Annotated in this window: 26 protein-coding genes and 2 pseudogenes; 8 read left to right on the top strand and 20 right to left on the bottom strand. The window is 70.4% G+C overall.

All coding sequences use genetic code 11. The annotated features are described in order from the left end of the window. Window positions 1–8: 8 nt before the first annotated feature. The 3 genes from ACWDMM_RS02905 to ACWDMM_RS02895 are packed head-to-tail and all read right to left on the bottom strand — an operon-like array spanning window position 9 to window position 2,566. Window positions 9–1,271 carry an acyl-CoA dehydrogenase family protein gene (locus ACWDMM_RS02905; RefSeq protein ID WP_195077392.1) on the bottom strand — a complete coding sequence of 421 codons (1,263 nt, stop codon included), beginning with the start codon at window positions 1,269–1,271 and terminating at the stop codon, window positions 9–11. 6 nt (window positions 1,272–1,277) lie between these two features. Continuing rightward, a complete protein-coding gene (locus ACWDMM_RS02900; protein WP_195077391.1) occupies window positions 1,278–2,273 on the bottom strand; it encodes a phosphotransferase family protein in 996 nt (331 codons plus the stop codon). After that, the gene (locus ACWDMM_RS02895) at window positions 2,270–2,566 is read right to left on the bottom strand and encodes a DUF6285 domain-containing protein (RefSeq protein ID WP_195077390.1); all 297 of its coding nucleotides are present in this window, start codon (window positions 2,564–2,566) and stop codon (window positions 2,270–2,272) included. The genes ACWDMM_RS02900 and ACWDMM_RS02895 overlap by 4 nt, the downstream gene beginning before the upstream one ends. A 335-nt stretch (window positions 2,567–2,901) precedes the next feature. On the opposite strand from ACWDMM_RS02895, the gene ACWDMM_RS02890 reads away from it, so the two are divergent. Continuing rightward, window positions 2,902–4,125 (top strand): L,D-transpeptidase, encoded by a 1,224-nt coding sequence (locus ACWDMM_RS02890; protein WP_449935687.1) that lies wholly within the window; start codon window positions 2,902–2,904, stop codon window positions 4,123–4,125. A 324-nt stretch (window positions 4,126–4,449) separates the two neighbouring features. On the opposite strand, the gene ACWDMM_RS02885 is transcribed toward ACWDMM_RS02890, so the two are convergent. Then, the gene (locus ACWDMM_RS02885; protein ID WP_195077388.1) at window positions 4,450–4,920 is read right to left on the bottom strand and encodes a winged helix-turn-helix transcriptional regulator; all 471 of its coding nucleotides are present in this window, start codon (window positions 4,918–4,920) and stop codon (window positions 4,450–4,452) included. A gap of 106 nt (window positions 4,921–5,026) precedes the next feature. Here ACWDMM_RS02885 and ACWDMM_RS02880 point away from each other — a divergent pair, with 106 nt between their 5' ends. Next, window positions 5,027–6,280, top strand: a complete 1,254-nt coding sequence (locus ACWDMM_RS02880) for a cytochrome P450 (RefSeq protein ID WP_357104250.1) — start codon at window positions 5,027–5,029, stop codon at window positions 6,278–6,280. Window position 6,281: 1 nt separating this feature from the next. On the opposite strand, the gene ACWDMM_RS02875 is transcribed toward ACWDMM_RS02880, so the two are convergent. The 4 genes and pseudogenes from ACWDMM_RS02875 to ACWDMM_RS02860 form a co-directional block, all read right to left on the bottom strand. Then, window positions 6,282–6,542 carry a hypothetical protein gene (locus tag ACWDMM_RS02875; RefSeq protein WP_449936003.1) on the bottom strand — a complete coding sequence of 87 codons (261 nt, stop codon included), beginning with the start codon at window positions 6,540–6,542 and terminating at the stop codon, window positions 6,282–6,284. A gap of 77 nt (window positions 6,543–6,619) precedes the next feature. Further along, window positions 6,620–6,928 (bottom strand): annotated as a pseudogene (locus ACWDMM_RS02870) (SDR family NAD(P)-dependent oxidoreductase); the annotation flags it as partial. 151 nt (window positions 6,929–7,079) lie between these two features. Further along, entirely contained in the window at window positions 7,080–7,532 is a 453-nt protein-coding gene (locus tag ACWDMM_RS02865; RefSeq protein ID WP_084486269.1) for an SRPBCC family protein, read from the bottom strand. Between the two features lie 399 nt (window positions 7,533–7,931). Then, window positions 7,932–8,327, bottom strand: a pseudogene (locus tag ACWDMM_RS02860) (FUSC family protein); the annotation flags it as partial. A 943-nt stretch (window positions 8,328–9,270) separates the two neighbouring features. Between ACWDMM_RS02860 and ACWDMM_RS02855 the strand changes: the two are divergent. Next, the gene (locus tag ACWDMM_RS02855; RefSeq protein WP_449935685.1) at window positions 9,271–10,689 is read left to right on the top strand and encodes an amidase; all 1,419 of its coding nucleotides are present in this window, start codon (window positions 9,271–9,273) and stop codon (window positions 10,687–10,689) included. Between the two features lie 246 nt (window positions 10,690–10,935). Here the strand turns inward: ACWDMM_RS02855 and ACWDMM_RS02850 are convergent, their stop codons facing one another. The 7 genes from ACWDMM_RS02850 to ACWDMM_RS02820 form a co-directional block, all read right to left on the bottom strand. Then, window positions 10,936–11,943: a cation diffusion facilitator family transporter gene (locus ACWDMM_RS02850; protein WP_323123944.1), complete on the bottom strand. Its 1,008-nt coding sequence runs from the start codon at window positions 11,941–11,943 to the stop codon at window positions 10,936–10,938. Window positions 11,944–12,074: 131 nt separating this feature from the next. Next, window positions 12,075–12,443, bottom strand: coding sequence for a fluoride efflux transporter CrcB (gene crcB / locus ACWDMM_RS02845; protein WP_195077383.1), 369 nt, complete (start codon window positions 12,441–12,443; stop codon window positions 12,075–12,077). Next, on the bottom strand, window positions 12,440–12,934 hold the full coding sequence (locus ACWDMM_RS02840) for a fluoride efflux transporter FluC (RefSeq protein ID WP_323123945.1): 495 nt from the start codon (window positions 12,932–12,934) through the stop codon (window positions 12,440–12,442). The genes crcB and ACWDMM_RS02840 overlap by 4 nt, the downstream gene beginning before the upstream one ends. A gap of 59 nt (window positions 12,935–12,993) precedes the next feature. After that, the gene (locus ACWDMM_RS02835) at window positions 12,994–13,443 is read right to left on the bottom strand and encodes a universal stress protein (RefSeq protein ID WP_357104238.1); all 450 of its coding nucleotides are present in this window, start codon (window positions 13,441–13,443) and stop codon (window positions 12,994–12,996) included. 58 nt (window positions 13,444–13,501) lie between these two features. Next, entirely contained in the window at window positions 13,502–14,854 is a 1,353-nt protein-coding gene (locus tag ACWDMM_RS02830) for a flavin monoamine oxidase family protein (RefSeq protein WP_357204881.1), read from the bottom strand. 137 nt (window positions 14,855–14,991) lie between these two features. Further along, complete coding sequence (locus ACWDMM_RS02825) at window positions 14,992–15,573, bottom strand: TetR/AcrR family transcriptional regulator (RefSeq protein WP_195077380.1); 582 nt, start codon at window positions 15,571–15,573, stop codon at window positions 14,992–14,994. 7 nt (window positions 15,574–15,580) lie between these two features. Then, window positions 15,581–16,267 carry a crotonase/enoyl-CoA hydratase family protein gene (locus ACWDMM_RS02820; protein ID WP_195077379.1) on the bottom strand — a complete coding sequence of 229 codons (687 nt, stop codon included), beginning with the start codon at window positions 16,265–16,267 and terminating at the stop codon, window positions 15,581–15,583. A gap of 225 nt (window positions 16,268–16,492) precedes the next feature. On the opposite strand from ACWDMM_RS02820, the gene ACWDMM_RS02815 reads away from it, so the two are divergent. Next, window positions 16,493–17,740 (top strand): phthiocerol/phthiodiolone dimycocerosyl transferase family protein, encoded by a 1,248-nt coding sequence (locus ACWDMM_RS02815; RefSeq protein ID WP_195077378.1) that lies wholly within the window; start codon window positions 16,493–16,495, stop codon window positions 17,738–17,740. Window positions 17,741–17,755: 15 nt separating this feature from the next. Here the strand turns inward: ACWDMM_RS02815 and ACWDMM_RS02810 are convergent, their stop codons facing one another. The 4 genes from ACWDMM_RS02810 to ACWDMM_RS02795 all read right to left on the bottom strand — a co-directional run bounded on the left by ACWDMM_RS02810 (window position 17,756) and on the right by ACWDMM_RS02795 (window position 22,149). Then, entirely contained in the window at window positions 17,756–18,964 is a 1,209-nt protein-coding gene (locus tag ACWDMM_RS02810) for an ROK family protein (RefSeq protein WP_195077377.1), read from the bottom strand. A gap of 30 nt (window positions 18,965–18,994) precedes the next feature. Continuing rightward, complete coding sequence (locus tag ACWDMM_RS02805; protein ID WP_449935680.1) at window positions 18,995–20,230, bottom strand: sugar ABC transporter permease; 1,236 nt, start codon at window positions 20,228–20,230, stop codon at window positions 18,995–18,997. Continuing rightward, the gene (locus ACWDMM_RS02800) at window positions 20,227–21,000 is read right to left on the bottom strand and encodes an ATP-binding cassette domain-containing protein (RefSeq protein ID WP_449935677.1); all 774 of its coding nucleotides are present in this window, start codon (window positions 20,998–21,000) and stop codon (window positions 20,227–20,229) included. Before ACWDMM_RS02800 ends, ACWDMM_RS02805 begins: the two co-directional genes overlap by 4 nt. Before the next feature lie 72 nt (window positions 21,001–21,072). Then, entirely contained in the window at window positions 21,073–22,149 is a 1,077-nt protein-coding gene (locus ACWDMM_RS02795; RefSeq protein WP_195077374.1) for a sugar ABC transporter substrate-binding protein, read from the bottom strand. Between the two features lie 406 nt (window positions 22,150–22,555). Here ACWDMM_RS02795 and ACWDMM_RS02790 point away from each other — a divergent pair, with 406 nt between their 5' ends. The 4 genes from ACWDMM_RS02790 (at window position 22,556) to ACWDMM_RS02775 (ending at window position 26,232) form a co-directional block, all read left to right on the top strand. Beyond that, entirely contained in the window at window positions 22,556–22,879 is a 324-nt protein-coding gene (locus ACWDMM_RS02790; RefSeq protein WP_195043187.1) for a hypothetical protein, read from the top strand. Beyond that, window positions 22,876–24,177, top strand: a complete 1,302-nt coding sequence (locus ACWDMM_RS02785; RefSeq protein WP_357204875.1) for a hypothetical protein — start codon at window positions 22,876–22,878, stop codon at window positions 24,175–24,177. Before ACWDMM_RS02790 ends, ACWDMM_RS02785 begins: the two co-directional genes overlap by 4 nt. After that, on the top strand, window positions 24,164–25,156 hold the full coding sequence (locus ACWDMM_RS02780; RefSeq protein WP_449935674.1) for a hypothetical protein: 993 nt from the start codon (window positions 24,164–24,166) through the stop codon (window positions 25,154–25,156). Before ACWDMM_RS02785 ends, ACWDMM_RS02780 begins: the two co-directional genes overlap by 14 nt. A 143-nt stretch (window positions 25,157–25,299) precedes the next feature. Further along, window positions 25,300–26,232 carry an alpha/beta hydrolase gene (locus ACWDMM_RS02775; RefSeq protein WP_323123946.1) on the top strand — a complete coding sequence of 311 codons (933 nt, stop codon included), beginning with the start codon at window positions 25,300–25,302 and terminating at the stop codon, window positions 26,230–26,232. 28 nt (window positions 26,233–26,260) lie between these two features. Here ACWDMM_RS02775 and ACWDMM_RS02770 read toward each other — a convergent pair whose 3' ends face one another. Next, window positions 26,261–26,671, bottom strand: coding sequence for a nitroreductase family deazaflavin-dependent oxidoreductase (locus ACWDMM_RS02770; protein ID WP_195077371.1), 411 nt, complete (start codon window positions 26,669–26,671; stop codon window positions 26,261–26,263). Window positions 26,672–26,743 lie beyond the last annotated feature (72 nt).

Here is a 26,743-nt window from a genome sequence, read left to right as displayed (position 1 = left end):
CGTCCGGCTCACACCCCCTTGGGGGCTCTGCTGCCCATGAAACCGAACAGGTACCCCGCGACCCGCCGCATCTGGATCTCCTCGGCGCCCTCGGTGATCCGGTAGCGCCGGTGGTGCCGGTAGATGTGCTCGAACGGCTTGTGCCGGGAGTAGCCGAGGCCGCCGTGCACCTGCATGGCGCGGTCGGCGGCCTCGCAGCACAACCGGTTGGCCCAGTAGTTGCACATCGAGACCTGCTCGGAGACGGCGAAGGTGCCGTAGGTGTCCATCGACCACGCGGTCTTGTGGATCAGGGCGCGCAGCATCTCGCACTGGGTGTGCAGCTCAACCAAAGGGAACTGGATCGCCTGGTTGGTAGCCAGCGCCTTACCGAAGGGCTTGCGCTCTTTGGCGTAGGCCACCGACTGGTCGATACAGTACTGCGCCGCACCGAGGCTGGACGCGGCCTGGCGGATGCGGTTCTCGTTGAAGAAGTGCTGCACCACCGCCAAGCCGCGTCCCTCGCCGCCGAAGACCGCGGTGTCCGGTACCCGGACGCCGTTCAGCGCGACCCTGGCATGGTCGGTGGGCATGTTGAAGGTCCACAGGTACTCCTCGACCACGAACCCCGGTGCGTCGGTGGGCACCAGGAACGCCGTGATGCCCGCGGCGTCGCCGGGACCGCCCGAGGTGCGCGCGAAGATCAGGTCGGCGTCGGCGATGTGCACGCCGGTGTTCCAGGTCTTGCGCCCGGTGATCACCCAGGCGTCGCCGTCACGGACCGCCGAGGTCTCCATGTGCGTCGCGTCGGAGCCGTGCTCGGGCTCGGTGATGCCGAAGGCGAAGAACTTCGTTCCCGAGGCCAGCCCGTCCACCCACTGCGCCCGCTGCTCGGGTGTGCCGTACTCGAGCATGAGCAGCAGGCCGACATTGTTGGCGACGATGGCGTGCTCGTTCTGCAGATCGCAGTGCAATCCGAGGCCACGGCGGGCCAGGTGCTCGCGGATCACGGCCATGCCGAGGTTGGTGCCGTCCCGCCCGCCGTATTCCGCGGGGAACGCGTACCGCAGGTGCCCTGCGGCGTCGGCGCGCCTGCGGACCTCGGCCAGCAACTCCTCCCACTCGGCGTTCGGCAGGCCGCCGCGCTCCCAGTCGGTGCGGGCGTCCTCGCGCCGGTGGTCGAAGAAGCGGATGTTGTCGTCGGCCTGCTCCAGCGGGGTGATCTCCCGGTCGATGAAGGCGTCGAGTTCGGCCAGGTAATCGACCAGTTCCGCAGGTAGCTCGAAATCCATCGGCAGTCAGCCTTTCGCAGTGGGTCGGATCTGCATCAGCAGATCCCATTCGATTTCCGACACGCGGCGCCCGCTGGCGGCCATCACGATGTCGCGCACGCTGCCGTCCAGGTGGGCCGCGGCCTGCCCGGCCAGTCCGACGCCCCAGCCGAGCGTGCACATCGCCTTCCACCAGCGGAACCGATCTTCGTCGAAGCTGCCGCCGCCGCGGTGGTATCCGCGCAGGAACGCCTCACGGCCCGCGAGGCCGCCGAACTCCCGGTCGTCCGCGCGGAAGCGCCACATGCGCAGCGCGGGCCAGGCCACGTCGCGCATCGGATCGCCCTGACGCTGCGCGCCCTCCCAGTCGAGCACGGCGCGCAGCCCGTCGGGACCGACGACGATATTGCCGTTGCGCAGGTCGGTGTGCAGCAGCGCGGTGCGGGGCGGCGCGGGCGGGCAGTGGCGTTCCAGCCAGCGCAGCGCCAGTGCGAACACCGGGCGGTCCGGCAGCAGTGCGCGCACCTGCGCAGCGGCCTCGACCAGCTGACGCTCGGGATCCGCCGCCGCCGCGGGCAGCCGTGCGGGCGCGGCGGCCGGATCGATCGCGTGCAGGCGGCCCATGGCCTCGCCCAACTGCTCGGCCACCCGTTCGCCGAGGCCCGAGGCCTCGGCCAGCCGTAACACCTTGCGCGGCACGGTCTCTCCATCGATGCGCTCGGAGACCACGAACGGGCCACCGACATAGCCTGCCTCGGTGCAGATCGCCACCACGGGCGGCACCGGGACGCCGTGGGTGCGCGCCAGTTCCCTGACCGCGGCCTCCACGTCCACCGGGACCAGCTCGATCGCGCCCGGCACGATGGTCGCGACCAGCCGTCGCGTCCCGCCGCCCAGATCGGCCTCGAAGGCGACATTGCGGCGGCGGGCGCCCGCGGACAGATATTCGACGTTCGTCACCGTCACCGACCGGTTCCCGGCCCCGAGGAACTCGGCCAAGCCGCGCGCCAGGTCGGCGCTCACTCGGCCGCCCACTCGTCGTACCCCGGCTTGGCGATCGCCAGATCGGCCCGCACGACGGAGACCAGCGCCGCCCAGAGCTGCTCGTCATCGCCCTCGGCCACGGCGGCGAGCAGCGCACGCTCCCGCTCGGCCGCGGCGGGACCGGATTCGATCTCCCTGCGCACGATCCTGGCGAGGTTGGCCCCCACCCGCGCCTTGTGCTGCAATCCCGCGGGCAGGGCGGGCAACAGCGTCTCCTCGAGCAGCTCGGCGAGCGAGTCCAGCAACTCCGCTGCCGATGGGCGATTCTGCATTCGTTCCCCTCGGTCGACTCCGGCCCTCAGCATGGCACGCGTCCGCGCGGTCCCGATCGGTACTTTCGGCCGTCACGCGTGGCCGCGCAGTCGTAGAAGCCCGTTTCGCTGCCGGTCAGCGCCAGCGATAGTCGATCTCCATGCGGGGTGAACGTATGGCGGGTTGCGGTCGGGGCCAGCGGTTCACCCGCCGAAACGTTTCCTTTGCGATGGCTGGGAATACGCCGTGAGTGAACTTCTGCTCGAGGTCGTGCCGGGGTCGGTCGGTAAACTGCGAGGGGGAAAGTGGGCGCGCGTGCGCCATTTGTCGCGCCGGGCGAGCACAGGGAGAATGCATGGCGACCAGTCCCGTCCGATCCGGCATCGTCGCGGGGTTGGCCCTGGTCATGGCGGTGCTCGTCGGGGCGTGCTCGTCCTCGCCGGGGCCGGGCGGCGCACCTGGTGCGGCGGGTTCCGCGCCCGCGCCGATCACCATCACGCCCGCTTCCGGCGCACGCGATGTCGATCCGCTGGCGCCGGTGCAGGTGAGCACCTCCGACGGCCAGCTCACCTCGGTGCGGATGACCAATGAGCAGGGCAAGGCCGTCGAGGGCATCATGACGCCGGACAAGACGGCGTGGAAGCCCACCGAGCCGCTCGGTTACGGCCGCACCTACACCGTGACCGCGGAGGGTTTGAGCATCACCGGCCGTACGGGCCCGACCACATCGACCTTCTCCACGCTGACCCCCAACAATCAGTCGAAACTGTCACTGACCACCACGGGCGGCACGCCGCTGTCCGACGGCGGCACCTTCGGCGTCGGCACCGTCGTGGTGGCCCACTTCGACGAGAACATCCCCGACCGCGCCGCCGCCGAGAAACGCCTCTCGGTCACCACCGATCCGCCGGTGGAGGGCGCCTGGTACTGGCTGGACGACCGCAACGCGCATTGGCGTCCGAAGGAGTACTACGCGCCGGGCACCAAGGTCAGCGTGGCGGCGAACATCTACGGCCAGGAGCTGGGCGGCGGCCTCTACGGCCAAGAGGACACCAAGACCACGTTCACCATCGGCGCATCGCACATCTCGATCGCCGATGACAACACCAAACAGATCCAGGTCTTCGAGAACGGCAGGCTGATCCGCACCATGCCTACCTCGATGGGGATGGGCGGCAGCGAGGTCGTCGGGGGCAAGACGATCACGTTCTGGACCCAGCCCGGGATCTACACGGTCATGGACAAGGCCAATCCGGTGATCATGGATTCCTCCACCTACGGCCTGCCGATCAACTCGCGTCTCGGCTACAAGGAGGCCATCGGCTGGGCCACCCGGATCAGCACCGACGGCATCTACCTGCACCAGCTCGATTCCACCATCTGGGCCCAAGGCAACACCGACGTCTCGCACGGCTGTCTCAATCTCAGCGGGGAGAACGCCCAGTGGTTCTTCAATTTCGCCGTCCCGGGTGACGTGGTGGAGGTCCGCAACACCGGCGGCGCCCCGCTGGAGGTCTGGCAGAACGGTGACTGGGGCGTGCCCTGGGACCAGTGGGTGCGCGGCAGCGCGCTCCACTAGAGCCGGCACACCGGCCGGTCTTGCCGATGGCGGGAAGCTGCACTACATTCCTGCACTCGCGAGACCACCCGGTCTCCCCTCCCCGCGCGACGTACCCGCGACGGCACCGCGTGGGACCCGCGTTGACGATCGGAGCCGGCTCGATGGCGATGCTGCTGTACTACCTACTCCTACCGCTCTATCTGGCCGAATCTCTCGTCAACCTGCTGGATTGAGCTGGGGACCGATACAGCGCGATCGCCGCCGGGCCAGAGGCACGCAGACATACACCACTCACAGAGCCAGCTGAGCCGGGGAGCGCGTCGAACGTTCCGGCGGGCGATGTCAACCGGCTTGCTCGCCCCCCGGCGGCTGATGGAAGCCGGGCCCGGCCTTGGGTTCCACGTCGCGCGGGTCGATCGGTTCGCGGCAGTGGTCGCAGACCAGCATGGGTGAGGTCGAGTGGCCGCAGGTGCGATGTTCCAGGACGACCGGCCTGCCCTCCGGCCCGGCCAGGTGGTTGTCACCCCAGACCATCATCGCCGTGACGATCGGATACAGCTCGCGGCCCGCTGCGGTCAGGTGGTAATCGACCCGGCCGCCGCCGTGGTCGGTGCGAGTGAAGATTCCCGCGTCGATCAGCATGCGCAGGCGGCTGGTGAGCAGATTGCGGTTGGTGATGCCGATATTGCGGGCGAAATCGCTGAAACGGTGCACCCCGAAGAACGCCTCGGCGATGAGCAGGATGGTCCACCGGTCGCCGAGCAGTTCGACGACGCGGGTGACCGAATCGTCGACCGGACGCCGCAGTGTCATGGCGCCATCTTCGCATCTCGCTGCGGTATTGCTTTCCTACCTGCAGTATCGGAATAATACCGATCGAGACCGGTGCCCGCTCCGGGCCGGACAGCTGGGAGTGTCGATGACGACCACGAACCACCCGACCGACGACTACGTGCGTCTGCTCGACCCCGCGGTGCGGCCCGACCCGTATCCCGTCTTCGCACGGCTGCGCGAGACCGCCGCGTTCCGGATCGGCACGGCTCCGGTGGTCGTGCTGACCCGCTACGCCGACTGCGCCGCCGTGCTGCGCGATCCGCGCGCGAGCGTCGACCGGTCGCTGGCCCGGTTGCAGCTCGGCTCCATGCCGATCTACGACGGCACCCGGGAAAACGGTGCGGCGCGGGCGAAACCGTCGTTCCTGTTCCTGGATCCGCCCGACCACACTCGCCTGCGCCGCCTGGTGTCCAAGGCGTTCACCCCGCGCGTCGTGCGGAGCCTCGAGCCGAGGATCACCGAGATCGTCGACGACCTGCTCGATCAGCGCGCCGGCGCGGGCAGCCTCGACGCCGTCGATCACTTCGCCTATCCGCTGCCGGTGACCGTCATCTGCGAACTGCTCGGCGTCCCGCTGGCGGACGAAGCGCGGCTCAGCGCCTGGTCCGCGCTGCTGTCGCGCACGCTCGACCCCACTTCGCGCGCGGCCGCCCAGTTCCGCGCCGACCCGGCGGAGATCCAGCGCGCGGGCACCGATTTGTACGCCTATTTCGAAGAACTCATCGACCGCCGCCGCCACACCCCCGGCCCCGATCTGCTGTCCGAACTCATCGCCGCCGAAGACGCCGGAGACGCGCTCACCCATGCGGAACTGATCTCGACCTGCGCATTGCTGCTGGTCGCCGGGCACGAGACGACGGTCAACCTGATCGCCAACGCCACCCTCGCCCTGCTGCGCAGGCCGGACGAACTCGCCGCCCTGCGCGCGGACCCGGACCGGGCGCAGGGCGTCGTCGAGGAGACGCTGCGCTTCGACCCGCCGGTCCAGTTGATCCCGCGCATCGCGGCCGACGACCTGACCGTCGGCGGCACGGACATCCAGCGCGGTGACCTGGTGGTGCTGCTGATCGCCGCCGCGCACCGCGACCCGGCGATGTTCGGCGACCCCGACCGATTCGATCCGGCGCGGGAGAACCGTCACCTGGCCTTCGGCCTCGGGGCCCACTTCTGCCTCGGCGCTCCCCTGGCCCGCCTGGAGGCGCGAGTGGCGTTGACCCGGTTCGCGCAACGCGTCGAATCACCCCGGCCGACGGTCGATCCGCCACCGTATCGGGAGCACGTCAACCTGCGCGGGCCCGCGCACCTGCCCGTCGAATTCGCCGCGATCGCTCCCCGGTAGCTCAGCCGTCGTAGGAGACGTGCGGCGTCCAGCCCTCGGCGGGGCGGATGGCCGCCGCGTACAGCGCCTCCGCTACCCGGTCCCTGGTGAACGCTCCCTCGCCGAGAACGCCGTTGACCTGCACCGCGACCGCTCGGATCCCGTCGGGCGCGAGGGTGGCGTCCAGACTGGCGACCAGGTTGCGCACCGCCGCCTTCTGCACACCGAGCGAGGCGGCTCGGTGCCAGGGCTTGTCCGCGGCCGCGCTGCCGGTGACCAGCACGCGGGCGCCCTCGGACAGAAAGGACGCGCCGCTTGCACGGCCGGCAGCAGCGCCCCCGCGCCCACGGTGACGTCCTCGATCAGCTCGGCGACCGTCAGTTGCAACGGATCGGCCTCCCGGAAAACGCTGGGGTTGAAGTGCAACACGTCGATGCGGCCGTGCCGCTCGCCCACTCCCGCGACGACGCGGGCCACGTCGGCGGGGTCGCGCAAATCCACGCCGACGCCTTCGGCTTCGAACCCTTCCTCGCGCAACTGCGCCGCCAGCGGTTCGGCCTCTTCGGGTAACCGGCAGGCCAGCACCGTCGTGAAGCCGTCGGCGGCGAACAGGCGGGCGACCGACAGCCCGACGCCGGGACCGGCGCCGAGCACCAGCAGCACGGTCATCGTTGTCCGCCGCGGGTCCGGGACCCGATACCGGCCTGGCGCGGCGTTCGACCTGGGGCGCGCCGCGGCCGATCACCCACCGGGCCGGTCGCCACCGACGTGTCCGATCGCCCAGCTGGGAACTCGTTCGCGCGCAGGCGGCTCGCACCGATCATTCGACGACGGCCTTGATCCGCTCGAGGGTCTCGCGCATGCCCTCGACGTTGGTCTTGCCGCGCGCCCAACCGGCCAACAGCCAATACAGTCGCAGCACCGGATTGCTGTGCAGCTGGAACGATTCGGTGACCTCGGTGCCGCCGTCCACCGGCCGGAAAACGTAGCGCCAGGTGTTGATCGGCATGCCCCGCGGTCCGAGCACGGTGAACGCGAACTCCCGGCCGGGCTCGCAGGCGTCGATACGGCACACCGTCGCGTACTTCAGTCCCCAGCCGTTGCGGTTGACATGACCGCGGAACTTCACCCCGACCGCGGGGCCGGTCGCGCCGCCGAGCCACTCCGCGGCGAACGTCTCGGGACTGAACCGCCCGGTGTTCTCGATGTCGCTGACCAGTTCCCAGATCTTGTCCGCCGGGGCGGCCATCCGGACCGTGACGCTGTCGTGCATGCGCCGAACGCTAGCAGGCGGTGCGCCCGCCGCTTGCGGCCGCGACCGCACCGCCGCCAAGCGGTACGCCCAGCCGTCCACGTCCGCCAGCCGCTGGTCCGGCCGCAGCACCCAGCAGGCGGCGAGCAGATCATGACCGAAGTGCGCCAGGGCCGCGTGCTGCGGCCAGTGTTCGCGGGTCCACTCCGGGTCGTCGGTCGCCGAGTCGATGCCGCTGCGCACCACGCCGACCAGCTCGAATTGCAGGTGCTGGACCAGCACCCACGCCGCCGCGTCCATCGGCTCACGGCGCAGCCGGTCGAGCAGCGCGCGGGCGGCGGCGCGCACCCGGTGTTCCAACCAATGGAAGGTGCGCCGGTGTCCGTGGGGCGCGACCCCGCGCAGCGCGAGCACGGCGACGGCGACACCGAGCAGCGTCTCCCAGAGCCGATCCCGGATCACGGGTCCGATCGGCCCGCCCGTCGTGGCGACTCCGCCCGCGATCAGGGCGACCGGCGTGATGAAGACGACGGCCAGCGCGTAGTTGCGCGGCACGAACAGCTCGATGCAGAACTGCAGCGCGGCGACCAGCGCGATCAGCGCGTATCCGGTCGGCTCGAGCTGGTAGATCAGCGCGAAGAGTCCGAGACCGGCGATGGTGCCGACGAACCGGTGGATGGCCCGCACCTGCCCGCGCACCCGATCGGGCCCGGTCTGCAACACGATGAGGGCGCTGAGCACCGCCCAGTGCGGCCGATCCAGACCCAGCAGCGCGCTCAGGCAGCCCGCGCCCAGGCAGCCGGCGGCGACACGCATCGCGCTGATCGCCGCGTGCGAGGAGAACGACAGGGAACGCTGGAGCCGGAAGCCGATGCCGGGCCGTGCGAACGAGACCAGGGGGTCGACCAGCAGATCGTCGGTGTCGTCGTCGGGCGCGTGCCCGGCGAGGTCGCGCCGCGCCTGCTGCAAGGTGGCGAGCAACTCGGCTTCCCTCGGGTCCGAAGGCAGGCCCGCGTCGTAGACAGCGGCCCACGCGTCGGCCATCGCGGCGCCCGCCCGGTGGCGCAGATCGATGGCGGGGGTTCCCGCCTCTCGCGCCGCGACATAGGCCTCGACCGCCCGGACCGCCGTGCCGACCGCCACGCGTTCGGGTTTGCGGTGGTCCCGCAGCACCCCGGCCATCGAGACGACGATCGACGCGACGACACCGCAAGCCGTGCAGAACAGCAGTGTCGCCACCGCGGTCCCGGCCTCCGCGGCTTTCATCGCACCCGCGCAGACCAGCGCGAAGAACAACGCCCCGGGCGGGCCGAGCCGCAACGCGTCGATGACGAACACGGCCACGACCGCGATCGCCGACACCATGGCGACCATGAGCAGGGACGAGCCGAAGCCCGCGTCCAGCAGGCCGCCGATCGCCGCACCGGAGCCGACCGCGGCCAGCAGCGCCGCACCCGCGGCGAGGACGACCCTGCCGCGCACTCGGAACGGCCGTCCCTCCCCGTAGAGCACGGCGAAGGCGCCGAACATGACGAACACCGCCGCATCCGGATGACCGGCGCCGGTGATGATCGCGGCGGGTACGGCGAACGCGAGCGCGGCGCGCGATGCCACGCTCCACCGCCGGCCCGCGGGCGGCAAGGCGAACAGCAGCGAGCCGACTCGGCCTTTCGGTGGCACCGGATCCGGGTATGTCGCGGCCACCTGCTGTCCTTTCCGTTCTGGACGAACCACCTGAAGCACACACTAGATTCGGGGCATGACCGCCGATGCTCATCTTCCGCTACCCCCGCGCGTCCACGCCTTCGGCGACGACGCGCTCGGTGATCACGACGCCGTCGCCTTGGCCGCGCTGGTGCGCGACGGCGCGGTCTCGCCGCGCGAACTCGCCGCCGCCGCGGTGGTGCGCGCCGAACAGGTGGAACAGCTGGCGGCCGTCGCCTACCGGAGTTACGCGCAACCGCTGCTGCCCGCCGAGCGGAGCGGCGCCTTCTACGGCGTGCCCAGTTTCGTGAAGGACAACACGGACGTGGCCGGCATGCCGACCAATCAGGGCACGGCCGCGTTCCGCGCGCGGCCGGCCCGTGCGCACAGCGGCTACACCCGGCAGTTCCTCAGCACCGGCCTCACCGTGCTCGGCAAGAGCGCCATGCCCGAGTTCGGCTTCAACGCCAGCAGCGAGACCCCGCACCTCGCGCCAACGCGCAATCCCTGGCACACCGGCCATTCGGTGGGCGGCTCGTCGGGTGGGGCGGCGGCGCTGGTGGCAGCGGGTGTCGTCCCGATCGCGCACGGCAACGACGGCGGCGGTTCGATCCGGATCCCGGCGGCGTGCGCGGGTCTGGTCGGTTTGAAGCCGACGCGGGGGCGGCACGTGGTGTCCGGGCTGGCGCGCACGCTGCCGGTCGACATCGTCAGTGAAGGTGTACTGACCAGGACGGTGCGCGACACGGCGGCGTACGCCGCAGCGGCCGAGAACTATTGGCGCAATCCCGCGCTCCGGCCGATCGGACACGTGGATGGTCCCCCGACCCGACGCATGCGGGTGGCGCTGGTGCTCGACAACCTCGCGGGGCCGCTGGCCGCAGGGCCTACCCGAACGGCTGTCGAAGACGTCGCACGCACACTCGAATCCAGCGGTCATTCGGTGGAGCCCGTGCCGCTGCCGTTCGACGCCACCATCGAGAGCGCCTTTCTGCACTACTGGGGCCTGCTCGCGGCCGCGATCACCACCACGGGCCGGTTCCTCGACCGCCGGTTCGACGCGCGTCGCGTGGACGACCTGACCGTCGGCCTGCGCGCTCTGTTCCTGCGCCGGGCTCTGCACGCGCCGCTGACGCTCTACCGCCTCCGCGCGGCGGCTGCCACCTATGAACAGGCGCTCGGACCCTACGACGCGGTTCTGCTGCCCACGCTCGGGCACACCACACCCGAACTGGGCTATCTCAGCCCGACCGTGCCGTTCGACGAACTCATCGAGCGGTTGCGCGCCTACGTCTGCTTCACCCCGATCAACAACATCACCGGAACACCGGCCATCACGGTTCCCGCGGGCCTCACCGACGCCGGGCTGCCCATCGGCGTGCAGTTCGCCGCCACCCGTGGCAACGAGCGCACCCTGCTGGAGCTGGCCTACCTGATCGAAGCCGAGCGGCCGTTTCCCCGTCTGGATCGCTGAGCCATTCCACCCGCGCGGGACACCCAAGCGCGGGGCCACTTCACCCGAGCGCGGGGCCTTGTTCCTCCGAGCGCGGGGCCCGTTCCTCCGAGCGCGGGGCCCGTTCCCCCGAGCGCCGGGCCCGTTCCCCGAGCGCGGGGCGGGATCGCCCGAGCACGGGCCGGATCGCCCGCCCCTCGAGGGGACTCCGGACTCCCTCAGCTCTTCTGGCGCCCAGAGGCGTCGTGCTCGTGGCGCGCCGGTAGGTCAAGGCGCGACGGCGTTCGCCTCCGACGACGGACGGTCGCGATGCACCGGCCCGTGGGCGTCGTCGCAGTGGTCTTCCAGCACCGGCAGCAGGCGATGCGCGTCCACCTCGGCCGAGGCGGCGACGGCGTGGGAGTGGTCGACCTGCAAGGTGGTGTGGGTGATGCCGTAGTCGTGGTCGAGCAGGTGCTCGATCCGCTGGCGCAGGCCGTGGCAGTCGGCGCCCGGCCGGACGAGCACGTGCGCCGACAGCGCGATGTCACCGGAGGTGATCTGCCAGACGTGCAGATCGTGCACCTCGTCGACGCCATCGATGTCCACCAGGCCGCGCCCGAGCGCGTCGGGATCGACGCCGGCGGGCGCCGCCTCCAGGAAGATCCGGCCGGATTCGCGCACCAGCCCGAGCCCCGCCTTGACCATCAGCGCGACGACGATCAGCGTGGCGATCGCGTCGGCCCTGGCGAAGCCGGTGGTCAGCACGACGAGACCGGCCACCGCGGTGGCGATGAACCCGTACAGGTCGTTGAGCACGTGCTGGAAGGCGCCCTCCACGTTCAGGCTGGAGCGATTGGCCTTGCTGATCGCCCAGGTGGCCGCGATGTTGACCACCACACCGGCCAGCGCGGTCGCCAGCACGAGTCCGCCGGTGACTTCGGGCGGCTCCAGCAGCCTGCGCACGGCCTCATAGGTGAGCCAGCCCGCCAGCACGAGCAGCGTGACGCCGTTGGCCTGTGCCGAGAGGATCTCGGCGCGCTTGTAGCCGTAGGTGTACTTGCCGTTCGCCGGACGCGCCGCCAGCCGGATCGCGATGAGCGCGAGGACAATGGAGGCGGCGTCGGTGAGCATGTGCGCCGCGTCCGACAGCAGGGCCAGCGAGTTGGCCAGCAGGCCGATCACGACCTCGACCGACATGAAGCCGACGATGAGGGCGAGCGCGATGGTCAGCCAACGGCGATCGGCCTGACCGGAGAGCCCGTGCCCGTGCGCGTGACCGTGTTCGTGTCCCATCGACCAACCCTTCCAGCACCTGATGTATGCGCATATCTGCATCTGTTGTGGGTAGCTTAACCCACCCCGAGCGGTGCGCGACAGGGCAGCGGAGTGAACTGGATCACGTCGCATACGCCTTCGGCGTGCTATCAGCCGAACAGGGCGTGCACCGCCGCGTAAGCCGCCACGGTGGCGATCAACCCCGCCGACACACCGGCGACCACGTTGGTCACCGCGTAGAAGTACGCGCCCCGCTCGGCCAGCCGCACGGTTTCGTAGCTGAAGGTGCTGTAAGTGGTCAGCGCTCCACAGAAACCGGTGCCGAGCAACGCGAACAGCGGCGAGGACAACGCCGATCCCGCGCCGCTGAGAGCGCCGAGCACGAGACAGCCGATCAGGTTGACCGCGAAGGTTCCCCACGGAAACAGGCTGTCGCGACGATCCTGCACCGCGCGATCGATGAGATACCGCAGCGGTGCGCCGATCGCGCCGCCGACCAAGACCAGCACAACCGTCATCGAGCCGCCTTCCGCGCGCGTCGCAGGCGTTCGTATCCCGCCCTGGTAAGCCCCATGGCGACGAGTGTCGCCGACAGGGCGCAGATCAGCGTGCCCGCGAGATAACCGGCCGCGACGACGAGCGTGTCCGGCCGCAGCAGTGCGCGGATCTCGTTGGCGTAGGTGGAGAAGGTCGTGAACCCGCCCAGGACGCCGACGCCGAGAAAAGGACGCAGCCACCGATGGGCGGCCCAGATCTCGGTCACCGCGACCATGAGCACTCCGATCGCGAAGCAGCCCGCGACATTGGTGACGAAGGTGGCGAGCGGAAAGTGCCCGGGGTGAGCGGGCAAACCCTGAGCGATGCCGTAGCGAGCGAGCGCGCCGAGCGCACCGCCGAACGCGACGACGACCGACACCGGCCCGTGCGCACGCCAGAAGTCCCGCCGCCGGGCGCGGCCACGCGCGCGATCGGCGACGCCGGTCGGTTCCTCGATCAGTTCACCCGCCACGCAGATCTCTTACCCGACTGCCCGCGCCGCCGCCACCGCCGGTCACCCCGCCGCCGCGCTCACCGGCGCTCGGCCTCTCCGTCGCCGTCGTGTGCGACGAGCACCGAGCAGCCGACATGACGTGCGGCCTTCTCCGCGGTGCTGCCGATGAACCGCCCCCAGATGCCCGAGTGCCCGCTGCGCCCGAGCACCAGCAGGTCGGCGCCGTGATCGGCGGCGGCCGTCGCCAGTTCGCGCGCCGCTTGGCCCGCGCGGATCTCGGCCTGCACCGCGATGCCGCGCTGTTGCGCGGTCTCGGCGGCCGCGGCCAGCCAACGGCGGCAGGTCAGCTCGCCGATCGAGCGTTCGTCCTCGATCTCGCCGACCACCGGCCCGTAGTGCGGCAGGTATTCCTCCACCGCGACGACCGTGAGCGCGGCGCGGTGCACCGTCGCCAGCTCGAGCGCCATCGTCAAGGCGGTCCTGGCGCCGGGTGAATCGTCGTAACCCACCACGATCCGCTGGAACACCTCTTCATTGTGAGCCCTCGGCCGAGCCGGAGCCAGCTTTCCGGCAACACCATGGCAATCATGCCGTGGCCGTGACCCGCTCGGCCGCGAGCACTTCGGCGGCCGCACGCTCGCCCGAGCGGATCGCTCCCTCGATGTAGCCCGACCACTCCGTCGCGGTCTCGCTGCCGGCCCAGTGGATCGGACCGACCGGCCTGCGCAGAGCAGAACCCACGGTGGTCAGGACGCCCGGCGGGAAGAAGGCCCCGTAGCCGCCGCGCGTGTACGGATCGTCGGCCCAGACCTTCTCGTGCCACTCGATCGGTTCTCGCGCGGTGTACCCGAAGGCGCGCACGAGCGAACCGATGATCATGGCGCGTCGTTCGGCCGGGGGCAGGTCGGCCAGTCGCTGCGCGGCCCGGCCCGGCACCAGCGCGCCGAGCACGCCTGGACCGCCGGGCCGGGTGGCGTCGAAGGTGACCGGAACCGGATCGTGCAGGTTCAGCGCTTGCCCGGTGAGCAGGTCGTCACGCCAGAACGGCCGCTCGTAGACGGCGAACGCCTTCAGCACCGAGCCCATCGGCATACGCTGGGTCAGCTGGTCGCGCGCGGCGGGCAGCGGCGGGTCGTAGGCGATCCGCCCGGACAGGGTCGGCGGCACCGCCACGATCACGTGCTCGGCGTGCACCTCGCCGGAGTCGAAGCGCACCACCACGCCGTCCGCCTGCCCGCGGATGGCGGTCACCGGCGCGCCGAGACGCACCGCGCCGCCCAGTTCCGCCGCGACCGCGCGCGCCGGCCCGTCGGCGCCGTCGACGAACAGGCGGGTCACCGTCTCGGCGGTGACCCCCGCCTCGACGCCGCCCGCCGAACGGATCGTGGTCAGCAGACCGAGCATCGAGATGCTGCCGACATCGACGCACAGTTCCTCGCCGATCATCACCTCGGCCAGGTTCCGCGCCCGCCGCTCCGGCAGATTCCGGCGCAGCCAGGTCGCCGCGGTCATCGCGTCCAGCCGATCGGCGTCCGGCGCGGCCCACGGACGCGCCGGATCCAGCCGGGCGGCCAGCCGTTCCAGCCGCCACATGGCCTGTGCGAGCACGACAAGGACGAACGTCGGAAGGGGCGGACGCGCGCCGGTGAACGGCCGCCTGACCACACCCTCGACGAGGAGGTCGGCCCCTTCGGGCGGTGCGTAGGTCGCGGCGCCGTACTCCTCGGCCAGCGCGGCGAATCGCGTATGGGCGGCCGAGATCCACTGGCCGCCGAGGTCGACGGCCCATCCGTCACCGGCACGGGCGGTCAGCGTGCGCCCGCCGACGCGCTCGCTCGCCTCCAGGACGACGACTTCCCGGCCCGCCGCTCGCAACGCCCGCGCCGCGCACAGCCCGGCATATCCGGCACCGACGACAACGACGTCCGCACGGTCCATGGTGGCCTCCCGTCGCCGCACCGTAACTCGACAACCACTGTCGATCACCCGTGGCCGATCCGCAACCGGCGTGGCGAGCATCGTCGCGGTCGCGGTCGCGTCGTCCTGCGCCGATGAGCCGCACGGCGCGTCGCCGCTCAGCGGGTCAGCGTGGCCAGGGCGGCGACGGCGGCCTCCTGCAAGGTCGCGGTCAGCGTGCGCGGCGGCGCCGTGACGCGTCCGCGCACCCATTGCCTGCAGTACTCCTGCGCCGGTCCGACGCAGATCGCGTGCGCCACCGGGTAGCCCTCGCCGCCCGCCTCCGCGGCGCCGAGCAGCTCCAGATACCGGCGCTGCAGCGCGCCGAAGAAGACCCGGTTGTGCTGCGCCAGTTCGGGTTCCGCGTAACCCACTACCTCGTCCGGCAACGTGGCGAACAGGAATCGGGCCAGCTCCCTGTGGTCCTGCACCCAACCGAGATGGGCCGCGAGCATCGCGCGGATCGCCTGTTCGGCGCCTGCGTCCGGCGCGTCGAGACGCTCCAGCACCGTCCGCTGGTAATCGAGCATCCCGGAGACGTAGACGGCGGCGGCCAGTTCGGCTTTCGATCCGAACGCGTGGAACATGCTGCCGCTGGACAAGCCGAGCCGGTCCCGCACACCGGCCACCGTGAAGGACGCGTACCCCTTGGCCAGCAGCTGGCGCGTGGCTTCGGCCAGAATGCGCTCACGAGTGCGCACGGCCGGGCTACTCGCCGAACTCGGCGTCGATGCCGGAACGGACCGCGGCGAGCACCTGAGCGCGCACACGCAGTTTCGTCCCCGCGTGCGCCGCGAAGTCGATTCCGGTCAACCGGCGCGCTTCGGCCGTCGCGCGCGTGCGCAGGTCGTCGGCATCGGCCGCGAGCACGTCGAGAAAGCCCAATTCCCTTGCCTCTTGCGGCCCGACCAGCATCCCGGTGTTCGCCGCCCGGTCGAAACCGGGCGCGGTGAGCCGGTGCCGCGCCAGTTCCACACCGTAGTGCGGAATGGTCAGCCCGATCGCGACCTCGTTGAGACCCAGCTTGAAATCGCCTGTCACGCCGAACCGCACGTCCGTGGCCAGCAGCGTGAACGCGCCTTGGGCGATGGCGTGCCCCTGGCATGCCGCCACGACCGGATAGGGGAAGCCGAGCAGCCGGTGGACCAAGTCGCCGCCGGCCCGGAGGGTGCGGCGGATGTCGTCGGCGGAACGGGAGAACGTCGCCAGGTCGTAACCGGCGGAGAACACGCGCGGGCGGCCGGTCAGCAGCACGACGGCTCGGTCCGCCTCGGCCCGGTCCAAGGCGGCGGCGATGGCGCCGAGCATGTGCTCCGACATCACGTTCGCCTTGCCGTCGTCCAGCGTGACCGTGGCGACGCCGTCGTCGAGCCGGTAGGTGACGAGTTCGGTCATGACAGCCTCCTCTAGAGCAGAACTCTAGAGTAGCACTCCAGAGCCTCGCAGCTAATTGCGGGCTGCGGTCGCGGCGGCCCGAGCAGGACCAGGTGCTGCCGCCGCGAAGAGACGAAACAACGGCGCCGGATCGCCCGATACAGCAAGCACACGATGCTGCCGAAAAAGCCTGGCGCGTCCGGGCTTCGGACTAGCCTCGGGACAGGCCCAGGTGAAGGAAGCGACATGACCGCAGCAACCGCCATCCGCCCGCTGGCGCCGAGCGAGGCCATCTTCGCCAACAGCGAAGTCCTCGTCGGCTATTCGATCCGGGTCGCGGGCCGGTTGGATCTCGCCGCGCTGTCGGCGGCGTTCGAGGCCGTGGTTCGCTCCCGTCCGATCCTCGGCGCCCATCTGGAGCCGGACGGGCGCGGCGGCCACCTGCTGCTCGAATCCCCCGGCGCCGCACCCGAGCTGACGGTCGCCGCGGGCGATCCCGAACAACTGCTCACCGGCGCCCGCCTCGACCAGCGCGAGGCGCTCGCCTCGCTGTGCGTGGTCCGGGACGGCGACAGCGCGGGCGTCACGTTGGTGACCCACCACAGCATCGCGGATGCCTGTCATTCGCTGGCCGTGTTCGCCGAGCTGTTGTCCTGCTACACCGACCGCACCCGCGGCCGATCCGCCGAACTGCCGCCGCACGGCTTCCCGCGCTCGGTGGAGGAGCTGCTGCGCGAGCGCGGCGTGCGGAAGATCGGCACACCGGTCGCGCCGCACCGCCCCGCCGGCGTCGCCGGAAGCCACTCGGAGCCGGAAGATTCCGGCTACCTCGTCCCGCGCACCGCACGCTGCAGGCTGACCAGGAAGCAGACCGCCGCGCTGATCGAACTCGGGCACCGGAACAACACCACGATCAACGGCCTCGCCTCCGCCGCGATCCTGCTGACCGAAGCCGAGCTGCGCGGATTGCCGCTGACCGAACTGGCCTACACCTACTCGGTGGACCTGCGCACCCGGGTGACCCCGCCGATCGGGACGACCGAAGGCACCAACGTGCTCGGCTTCGCCAACTTCGCCCCGACGCCGACCACCGGCACGACGTTGGTCGAACTGGCCCGCGCCATCAGCGACACGCTGCGCGCGGGACTGCACACCGGCCTCGTGCAGCAGACCCCGCTGCACATTCCCGAGATCGCCGCCGGTCCCCCACCGCGCGCACCGGGCATCGTGCTGGCGACCAATTGGGGACGCGTGCAAAGGCCCGGAGTGCCGGACGAGCTGCGCATCACCGACTTCCGCTCGATCATGCTCGGCAAGCCGGACAAGACCGGGCACCGGCTGCAGCAGCCGAGCGGCACCATCATCATCAGCACCTTCGACGACCGGCTGAGCATCGAGATCCATCACCCCGAGGAGACCACGGAGGAACAGCGGGTGCGGGTACGACTGCTGACCAGCCACCTGTCGGAGTTCAGCGCCGCGGGAGCGGCGTGAACCCCGCCGCGCCCGTCAGGCGCGCGCGGCCTGCCTGCGCGACAGAGTCTGCAAAGGATCGGTGAGCACATCGGTGAAGGCCAGCTCCGCGGCGCCGAGCAAGGTGGCGTCGCCCGCGAGCGCGCTGGTGCGCAACCTGACTCGTTCACGGAGGGCTTGCAGGCCGTTCACCGCGACGCGGCTGCGCACCTGGGCCGCCGAGGCCAGATAGATCTCCCGCAGCACGCCACCGAACACCACCATCGACGGATTGAAGACGTTCACCAGATTCGCGACGCCGTAGCCGAGCCATTCGCCGACCTGGTGCAGCGCGTCGCGTGCCGCCGCGTCGCCGCGCGCGGCGGACTCGATGATCGCGTCCACCGCCGCCTGACCCGCGGGCTCGGTCCGTCCCGCCGCCGCGATCAACCCGAGCTCACCCGCTTCGACTTCGAGGCAGCCACGGGAACCGCAGGCGCACGGCCGCCCACCAGGATTGACGATCATGTGCCCGACCTCCCCGCCGTAACCGCCTTCGCCGCCGAGCAATTCGCCGTTCACGATGATGCCGCCGCCGATGCCGACGTCACCGTGCAGGTAGATCAGGTTCGCCAAGCCTTCGCCCACACCGCGTTCGCGTTCGGCCAGCGCGCCGAGGTTGGCGTTGTTACCGACCGCGACGCGGAGGCCGAGACCGAGTTCCCGCGTCAGTGCGGCGCCGAACGCGACATCCACCCAGCCGAGATTCGGTCCGTATCGCACGACGCCGTCCTGTTCGCGGACCATGCCGCAGAACGCGACCCCGACCCCGACGCACCGGGCGTCCGGCGCTGCGGCGGCGATCATCTCCCGCGCCATCGCGGCGAGCGCGGCGATCACGTCGTCCGGGTCGAACGCGCCGCCGGGGCGGGCGGCCGCGGTGCGATCGAGCACCGAGCCGCCCAGCCCGACCCGGGCGGCGGCGAGCCGGTCCGCACCGACGTCCAGCGCGACGACGTAGACGCGCTCGGCCTGCGGGCGCACCACCAGCGACGGTCTGCCCGCCCGCCCGGTCTGACCGGGCAATTCCTCGCTGACCAGCCCCGCCGCCGCCAGATCCGTGGTGAGCGCGAGGATCGTGCTGCGGTTCAACCCCATTCGCTCGGCGAGCGCGGCGCGCGACACCGCTCCGTCGCGGTGGACGTGCCGCAGCAACGCGGCGAGGTTGCGCGTGCGGATCTCATCGGGCGAAGGTGCTGCTCGCATTCACCGGGCTTTCGTCACGGGGGCTGGAATTCATCGCCGCGGGAGCGCACGCTTACGGGAGAGTGCGTCCACTCCGGCCGCCAAGAGCAGCACGAATCCTGTCACAACGAATTTCGTGCCCGCGCTGTAGCCCATCAGCCCCATGCCGTTGTTGATCACGGCGACCACCGCGGCGCCGAGCGCCGCGTCCAGCATCCGCCCGCGCCCGCCGAACAGGCTGGTGCCGCCGATCACCGCCGCGCCGACCGCGGTGAGCAGCACGTCGCTGCCGCCGGTGTTCGGATCGACGGAGTTCGCCCGCGATGCCGCGATCAGCCCGCCCACCGCCGCCATCGCCGAGCACAGCACGAAAGCGGTGATCTTCACGCGATCCACCGCGATGCCCGCGCGCCGAGCCGCCTCCGCGTTGCCGCCGACCGCGTAGATGTGCCTGCCGAACGCGGTGCGGTCCAGCACGAACGTCCACAGCAGCAACAGCGCGACGATCATCGGCACCACGATGGGCATACCCGCCAGCGAGTGCACGGCCGGATTGCGGCTGCGCTCGCCGTTGAGCACCAGCACCGCCGCGCCCGCCACCAGCGCGAGCAGCGCGACCCGCAGCACGACCACCCGCGCCGCCGTGCCGGTGAGCCCGAGTTTCGCGCGCGCCCGCCACTTCCGGTACTGCACGAGGGCGAAACCCGCGATCAGCGCCGCGTACAGCACCCAGCCCAGTAGTGGCGGCACGTTCTTGTTCGCGATGGCGACGATCGTCTCGTCCCGGATGGAGATGTTGCGGCCGTTGTCCATGATCTTCAGCGCCACGCCCTGCAACGCGAGGAACGCCGCCAGCGTCACCACGAACGACGGGATCCCGATCTTCACCACGACCGTGCCGATCGCCAGTCCGATCGCCACGCCGGTGAGCAGCGAGACCAGCACCGCCGCGTACCACGGCCACCCCTCGTCGGTCAGCAGCACGGCGAGCACCGCGGCGCAGACCCCGCTGGTGAATCCGGCCGAAAGGTCGATCTCGCCCAGCAACAGCACGAAGATCAACCCCATCGCGATCACCGCGATGGCCGCGCCCTGGGTGAACAGATTCGCGAAGTTGGCCTCGGACATGAAGACCGGGCGCGCCGCCCAGAAGACGGCCGACAGCACGACGAGCGCGATCACCGACGGCAACGCCCCCATGTCGCCGCCGCGCATCCGGCCGACGTAGCCGGTCATCAGGTCGGTCACCGGCGCAGCCGGTCGCCGCTCGGTGGTCACCGCGGTCATCGGGTCACTCCGCTCGCCTCGAGGCCGAGCGCGCCGCTGCGGCCTGCCGTGATCAATTCGACGACCTGCGCGTGCGTCACGTCGGAGGTCCGTACCTGGGCGGCCATCCGGCCGAGATAGAGCGCGGCGATCCGGTCGGACACCGCGAAGACGTCGTTCATGTTGTGCGAGATCAGCACCACCGCGAGGCCCTGGTCGGCGAGTTTGCGGACCAGTTCGAGCACCTGCTGGGTCTGCGCGACGCCGAGCGCGGCCGTCGGCTCGTCCAGGATCACCACCTTGCTGTTCCACAGCACGGCTTTCGCGATGGCCACCGTCTGGCGCTGCCCGCCCGACAGGCTCGCGACCTGCTGGCGGACCGACTTGACGGTGCGCACCGACAGGATCGCCAGCGTCTTCTCGGCGAGTTCCTCCATCGCGTATTCGTCGAGCACCAGACCGCGCCTGCGTTCCCGGCCGAGGAACATGTTCTGCACGATGTCGAGGTTGTCGCAGAGCGCGAGATCCTGGTAGACGATCTCGATGCCGAGCGCCGCCGCGTCGCGCGGGCTGTGCACCTGCACCGGCGCGCCGTCGAACAGGAATTCCCCCGCGTCGATCGGATGGGTTCCGCCGATGCATTTGACCAGCGTGGACTTGCCCGCCCCGTTGTCTCCGACGAGCGCGGTGACCTCGCCGGGATAGGCGCTGAACGCGACCTCGTGCAGCACGTGGACAGGGCCGAAACTCTTCTCTACTCCGCGTAATTCGATGACCGGCGGTTCGGACATGGGTGGCTCCTCGCCAAGGGAATGAGCCCCTTCCGCGCTCCCCTCATCGAACCGCGGAAGGGGCGTGCGATATCAGATCCCGTTGTCCGCGCAGAGTTTCGCGAACTCGCCGGTGCACAGCTCGGCCTTGGTGACATAGCCGTCGGCCACTACGTCCTTGACGTCGCGCGGGTAGATCGGCTTGGGCTCCAGCAGCACCGACGGCACGTCGGCGTTCGACTCCGGATCGCGCACCGTGCCGTTGGTCGTGCCCTGCTCCCCTTTCACCAGCCCGACCGCGAGTTTCGCGGTCGCGTCGGCCTCCTTCTGGATCGCCTTGTAGACGGTCATGCACTGGTCGCCCGCCAGCACGTTCTGCAGGCCCTGCACCGTGGCGTCCTGCCCGCTGACCGGCACCTGGCCGTTGAGCTTCTGCTTCTTCAGCACCGCGATCGCGGCATTGGCCAATCCGTCGTTGGCCGCGACGACGCCCCCGATGTCAGGCCGTCCGGTGAGCATCTGCTCGAAGATGGTGCCCGCCTTCGTGTTGTCCCACTCCGGGACGGCCTGATCGGGGCCCTTGACGTACTGGCCCGCGTCGAATCGCGGCTTCAGCACACCGTCGTAGCCGGTCTTCAGCAGGGTGGCGTTGTTGTCGGTCGGTCCGCCGTTCAGGTACGCGACCACCGGGCGCACCGCGTTGCGATCGGTCAGGCACTGCGCGACGCCCGCACCGAGCAGACTGCCGACCTTCACATTGTCGAAGGACACGTAGTACTGCGCGCCGCCGCCCAGGGTGAGCCGGTCGTAGTCGATCACGGTGACGCCCTGCGATTTCGCCTTCTGGATCACCGCTTTGCCGGTGCCGCTGTCCAGGTTGGTCATCACCAGCACCGAGACGCCGTTGGTGATCATCTGGTCGGCGATGGTCTGGAAGGCGTTCTTGTCGCCTTGGGCGTTCTGGATATCGGCCTTGACGCCCGCGGCGTCGAACGCCTGTTGCAGGTATTTGCGATCCGCCGTCTCCCAGCGGGCGGAGGTCTTGCTGTCCGGAAGGATCACGCCGATCCGGGTTTCGCCGCCGGAGTCCCCCGAGTCGCCGCACGCGGTGAGTGTGGCGGCCAGCAGCGCGAACGACAGCGCGGCGGCGCTGAAGATGCCCTTACGCATGAGTGGGCCTTTCATCACCGGCCGAGACGATGCCCCGGCCGGTCGGAGTGGAACGAATGTTGTGGACAGCAACATATTCCACTGTGACACAGCGCACAACAGCTAATTTGTTGTTCCGGATAACAATCTCGACACGCAGACGTTCGCCGAGGTCGATGGCACCGCGGCCGGATCGGCAAGGGGCGCGGGATGGCTCGTGAACAGGGATGTCGGCCGATCCCTCCGGCCACGCCCGCGGATGCCGGAGGCATCACCCGCACTCAGGGGCGGGCACCGGACACGCCCAGGAGTCGCCCACGCGCGGAACCGACCACCGAGGAACGGGCGCATGGCGGGCCTCCGGCACAGTACCCTTGGCGGTGAATCATGGCGCGGTAGCGACAGACTGGGATCCGGGAGGGGAACAGTGGATACGCTCAGGCTCGACCCGGCGGCGGTGGCCGCCTACACCGCGATCGCGGACGCGGTGTCGAAACAATTGGCGTCGGCGGCCACGGTCGCCTCCGGCGCGGTGGATCCGGAACGGCTGGCCGCCGATCTCGGGCTCGTCGGCGCGGAATTCGCGGCGCGCTTCTCCGCGGCCGTCTCCGAACACGCCGAAGCGTTGTCGACGGCGGGCCAGCTGGTCGGCGCCTACGGCCAGGTGCTGCGCGGTTACAGCGAGAGCGCGCAGGATGTCGACGCCGCGACGGCGAGCGCGATCACCAGGTCCGGGGAGGCGTCGGCATGAGAAGCCTGATGGGACTGCGCAAACGCGCGCACGTCACCCAGCCCGCCGCCGAGACCACCCGGCCGCTGAGCACCGAACCGGGCGTCGATCCGCCGATCGTCGCCGCGCTGGTCGAACCCCTTCTGACGCTTCGCTCCTCGCTCGGCACCGGCGTCGGCGTGCCGAGCGCGGCCGCGACCGGGGCGCTGTCGGCCGCTTCCACGCAGGCGGCCGACACCGAAGGTCCGCACCGGGAAGGCCTGCACGCGCTGGAGTCGACCTGGACCTCGAAGGCCGCCGACAGCGCGGTGCCCGCGATGCGCACCACGCAGACCCAGATCGGCGACATCTCCGATCGCGGTCCGGCCTATCTGTCCGTGCTCGCCGACGCGCACGCCACCTCGGGGCGCGCGGCGCGGCGGGTCGACCAGATCATCGCCGACTTCCGGCGCGACGCGCGCGAGATCCTGGACAACGCCACCTCCGCACCGGAGACCGACGCCGTCATCACCCGCGCCACCCAGGCGCTGCGCGACGCGCTCACCACCGTGACGGCCGCACGCACCGAAATGGACGACCACACCAGGCGACTCGACGAGATGGGTCCGCTCACGGTCACCACACCGTCCGGCGTCTCCCAAGGGCAAGCCGTCTCTCCCGGCAGCACCGGTCAAGTCGTGCCCGGCACCACGGCACCCGCCACCACCCAGCCGATGGACCCGGCCATGGTCGCGCAATTGCAATTGCAGCAGCAGCTCATCTCCGCGGGAGTGGATCTGGGCACCACGGCCATCAACGCGGGCGTCGACATCGGCACGCACATCATCGACAAGATCGCCGAAGTCGGCATCCACGGCATCGACACCGTCGCGGCGGCCGCGGACAAGGCGATCCCGGAGCTGATCAACCCTGGATCCACCACCAATCCCGGCTCGAACGGCGACGACTCGAAGAACTCCTCGAAGTTGTTCGACTTCGGCGGATCGCCGGAGCACAAGCCGTCCACCAGCGGCCCGGGTTCGGTGATCCCGCCCGGCAACTCCGCCCCCGCCGCCCGCGCGGACGTGCCGAAGCCGGAGAGCAGGCCCGCGCCCGCGGTCATCCCGCCCGCCGATTCCGCGCCGCCCGCGCCCGCGAGCAACCCCGACCATCCGGCGCACCCCGGCCCGACCGGCGGCATGGTGGTGCCGCCCGCCGCGCCGCCCGGCGGTGAGGACCACGAACACAAGCCGCGCGACGGCCAACTCGGCGTGACCATCCCGTCCGCCGTGACGGCGGTCGTGCCGGTGCTGGGCGAATTCGACGATGACGCCCCCTGACCGGGAGCATCCCAGTCAGGGCGCGGGCCAGGCCAACCCGTTCGACACGGGTCTGCCGATGCTGCGCATCCCCGCGAGCAAGCCGTCCAAACGACGTCGTTCGCCCGGGCGCCGCAAGCAGACCCGTCGTCGTGAACCGCAGTACGAGGCGCCGGAACCACCGCGTCAGCCGCAGCGGCAAGAGACCAGGCCGCGCTTCGGCGAATGGGAGCAATGGCTGGAGCCCGCACCCGCCGCGGTGCGGGCTGCGCAACCCGTTGCCCCACAGCAGCGCGGCGCACCGGCCGAGCCGGAGCAGGTCAAGGCCGAGGACGCCCACGTCCCTGCGCCCGCCGTCGTCAATCGATCCGGCATCCATCCCGGCACCCCCGTGCGGCGTCCGCGGCGCACCGATCAGCAGCGCGGCAACCGTTCGCTGACCGTCCTGATCGTCCTCGGCATCGCGATCGCCGCCGTCTCGATCGGCATGGCCATGATCTACGGTTCCGAGTCGAATTCCCGCAAGCCGGCGGCGACGTCGCCGCCGCGCGCGGCCGGGCCCGCACCGGTTACGTCCACATCAACCTCGCGGGTCAGGCCGCCGTGGGCCATCGCCACGCCGGGATGCGAGCAGAAACGCACCGGCGACGTCATTTCCGGCACCGATCCGGGCGGCACCGGCAACGGCCCCGACGCCATCTTCGCCTTCGAGTACGCCTACTACGCCGAACGATCCGGCTACCGGGCGCGCGCGGTGGTCGCCCCCGACGCCGCCGTATCACCCGCCGATCAGATCCAGCGCGGCATCAATCAGGTGCCCGCGGGCACCCGCTACTGCGTGCAGATCTCCCGGGCCGGGGACGGGCCCGACGGCCAGGCGCGGTGGGAAGTGCGTTTGACGCAGCAGTTTCCCGGCGAGGACGCGAACACCTTCACGCAGTTCATCACGACCCGAACCGGAACGGACCAAACGCTGATCACCAGCATCACGGCGGGCTGAGGGCATCCGGCCGAGACCGGCTCGTTCCGCCGCCGGTGCCGGACCACTCTTGCGAACACCAATGTTCGCCGAGCATGATGAGCGGTGAATCGACTTGCGGCAGCGATCGTTCCGACACGATCGCGAAGCGAAAGGTTGGACCGTTGCATCGCCTGATCCGGATAGCCCTCACCATCGTCGTCGCGGGCCTCATCGCGCCTTTTCTATCCGTGGCCTCCGCGCACGCGGCGCCGACGGTGCGCTGGGAGACCAGGGTGAGCGACCGGATTCTCGACATCGGAGTGTCCTCCCCGAACCTCGAGGGCCCGGACTGGTCGGTCAAGGTGGTGCGACTGCTGCTTCCCCCCGGCTGGTCCAAGGACGCCGCCCGCACCTGGCCGACGGTGTGGGTTCTGCACGGCGGCTTCGACGACCACAAATCCTGGACCGACAAAGGCGATCTGGCGGCGCTGACGGCGGGGCGGGAAGCGATCTTCGTACTACCCGAGACCAGCTGGTGCAGCGCGTATTCCGACTGGTACAACGACGGCCACGGCGGCCCGCCTGCGTGGGAGAGCTACCTGTTGAACGACGTGCGCACCCTGCTGGAAACCGGCTACCGCGCCAATGCGACCCGCGCCATCGCGGGCAATTCGATGGGCGGCCTCGGGGCGATGAAGTTCGCCGCCGCCCACCAGGGATGGTTCCGCTCGGCCGCTTCCTTCAGCGGCAACGTCGATCCGCTGCACGACTCCGGCGCCCCCGGCGAACCCGACAAGCCCGGCCAGGGCTGCGCCGCCGACTGGAAACGAGTCTGGGGCGATTACACCGTCAACCGCGACATCTGGGTCGCCAACAACCCCTACAGCCGGGCCGCCGATCTCACCGGCATCCCCTTGTTCGTCTCCTACGGCAAGGGCGATCCCGTGGAATCCGCAGCCTACGAACAGAACTACCGTTTCGTGGACCGCCTGCAAGAACTCGGCGCGCAGGTGGACGAGCGCTATGTGCCCGCCCAGGGACACAACTGGGACGCCTGGAAGATCCAGATGCAGAACGCCTTGCCCATGCTGCTGTCCTCGGTGGGGGCGGGATGAGCGCGCTCGCGGCCGCGAACTGCTCCGCTCAGCGCGGCGTCAGCTTGACGACCGGAATCACCCGATCGGTCTTCTCCTGGTATTCCGCGAAGCCGGGCATCACCTCGACCATCGCGGCGTAGAGGCGATCGCGTTCCGGGCCATCGGTGATCGCGGTCGCGGTCGCCTCGAGGGTTTCGGTGCCGATTTCGATCGTGACCTCCGGATGGGCGCGCACGTTGTGGTACCAGTCGGGATTGGTGGGAGCGCCCGCCTTGGAGGCGACCACCACGATGTCCTCGCCGTCGCGAATGAACGCGAGCGGATTGGTGCGCGGGCGACCCGACTTCGCGCCGGTGCTGGTCAGCAACAGCAGCTCGCGGCCTGCGAAGGGGCCGCCGACCTTGCCCTGGTTGGCGCGAAATTCCTCGATGATCTGGGTGTTCCAGTCGCCTGCCATGGCTTGTCTCTCCTAGGGAGTAGGGTGCGCCGGGTCGTGCGCGAGCCTACCCAGATCTGGCTGCCGGAGCCG

The sequence above is a fragment of the Nocardia sp. NPDC003726 genome (genome assembly GCF_053586955.1).
The sequence above is the reverse complement of the archived record's forward strand: the minus strand, read 5'-3'. Positions and strand labels throughout refer to the sequence as shown.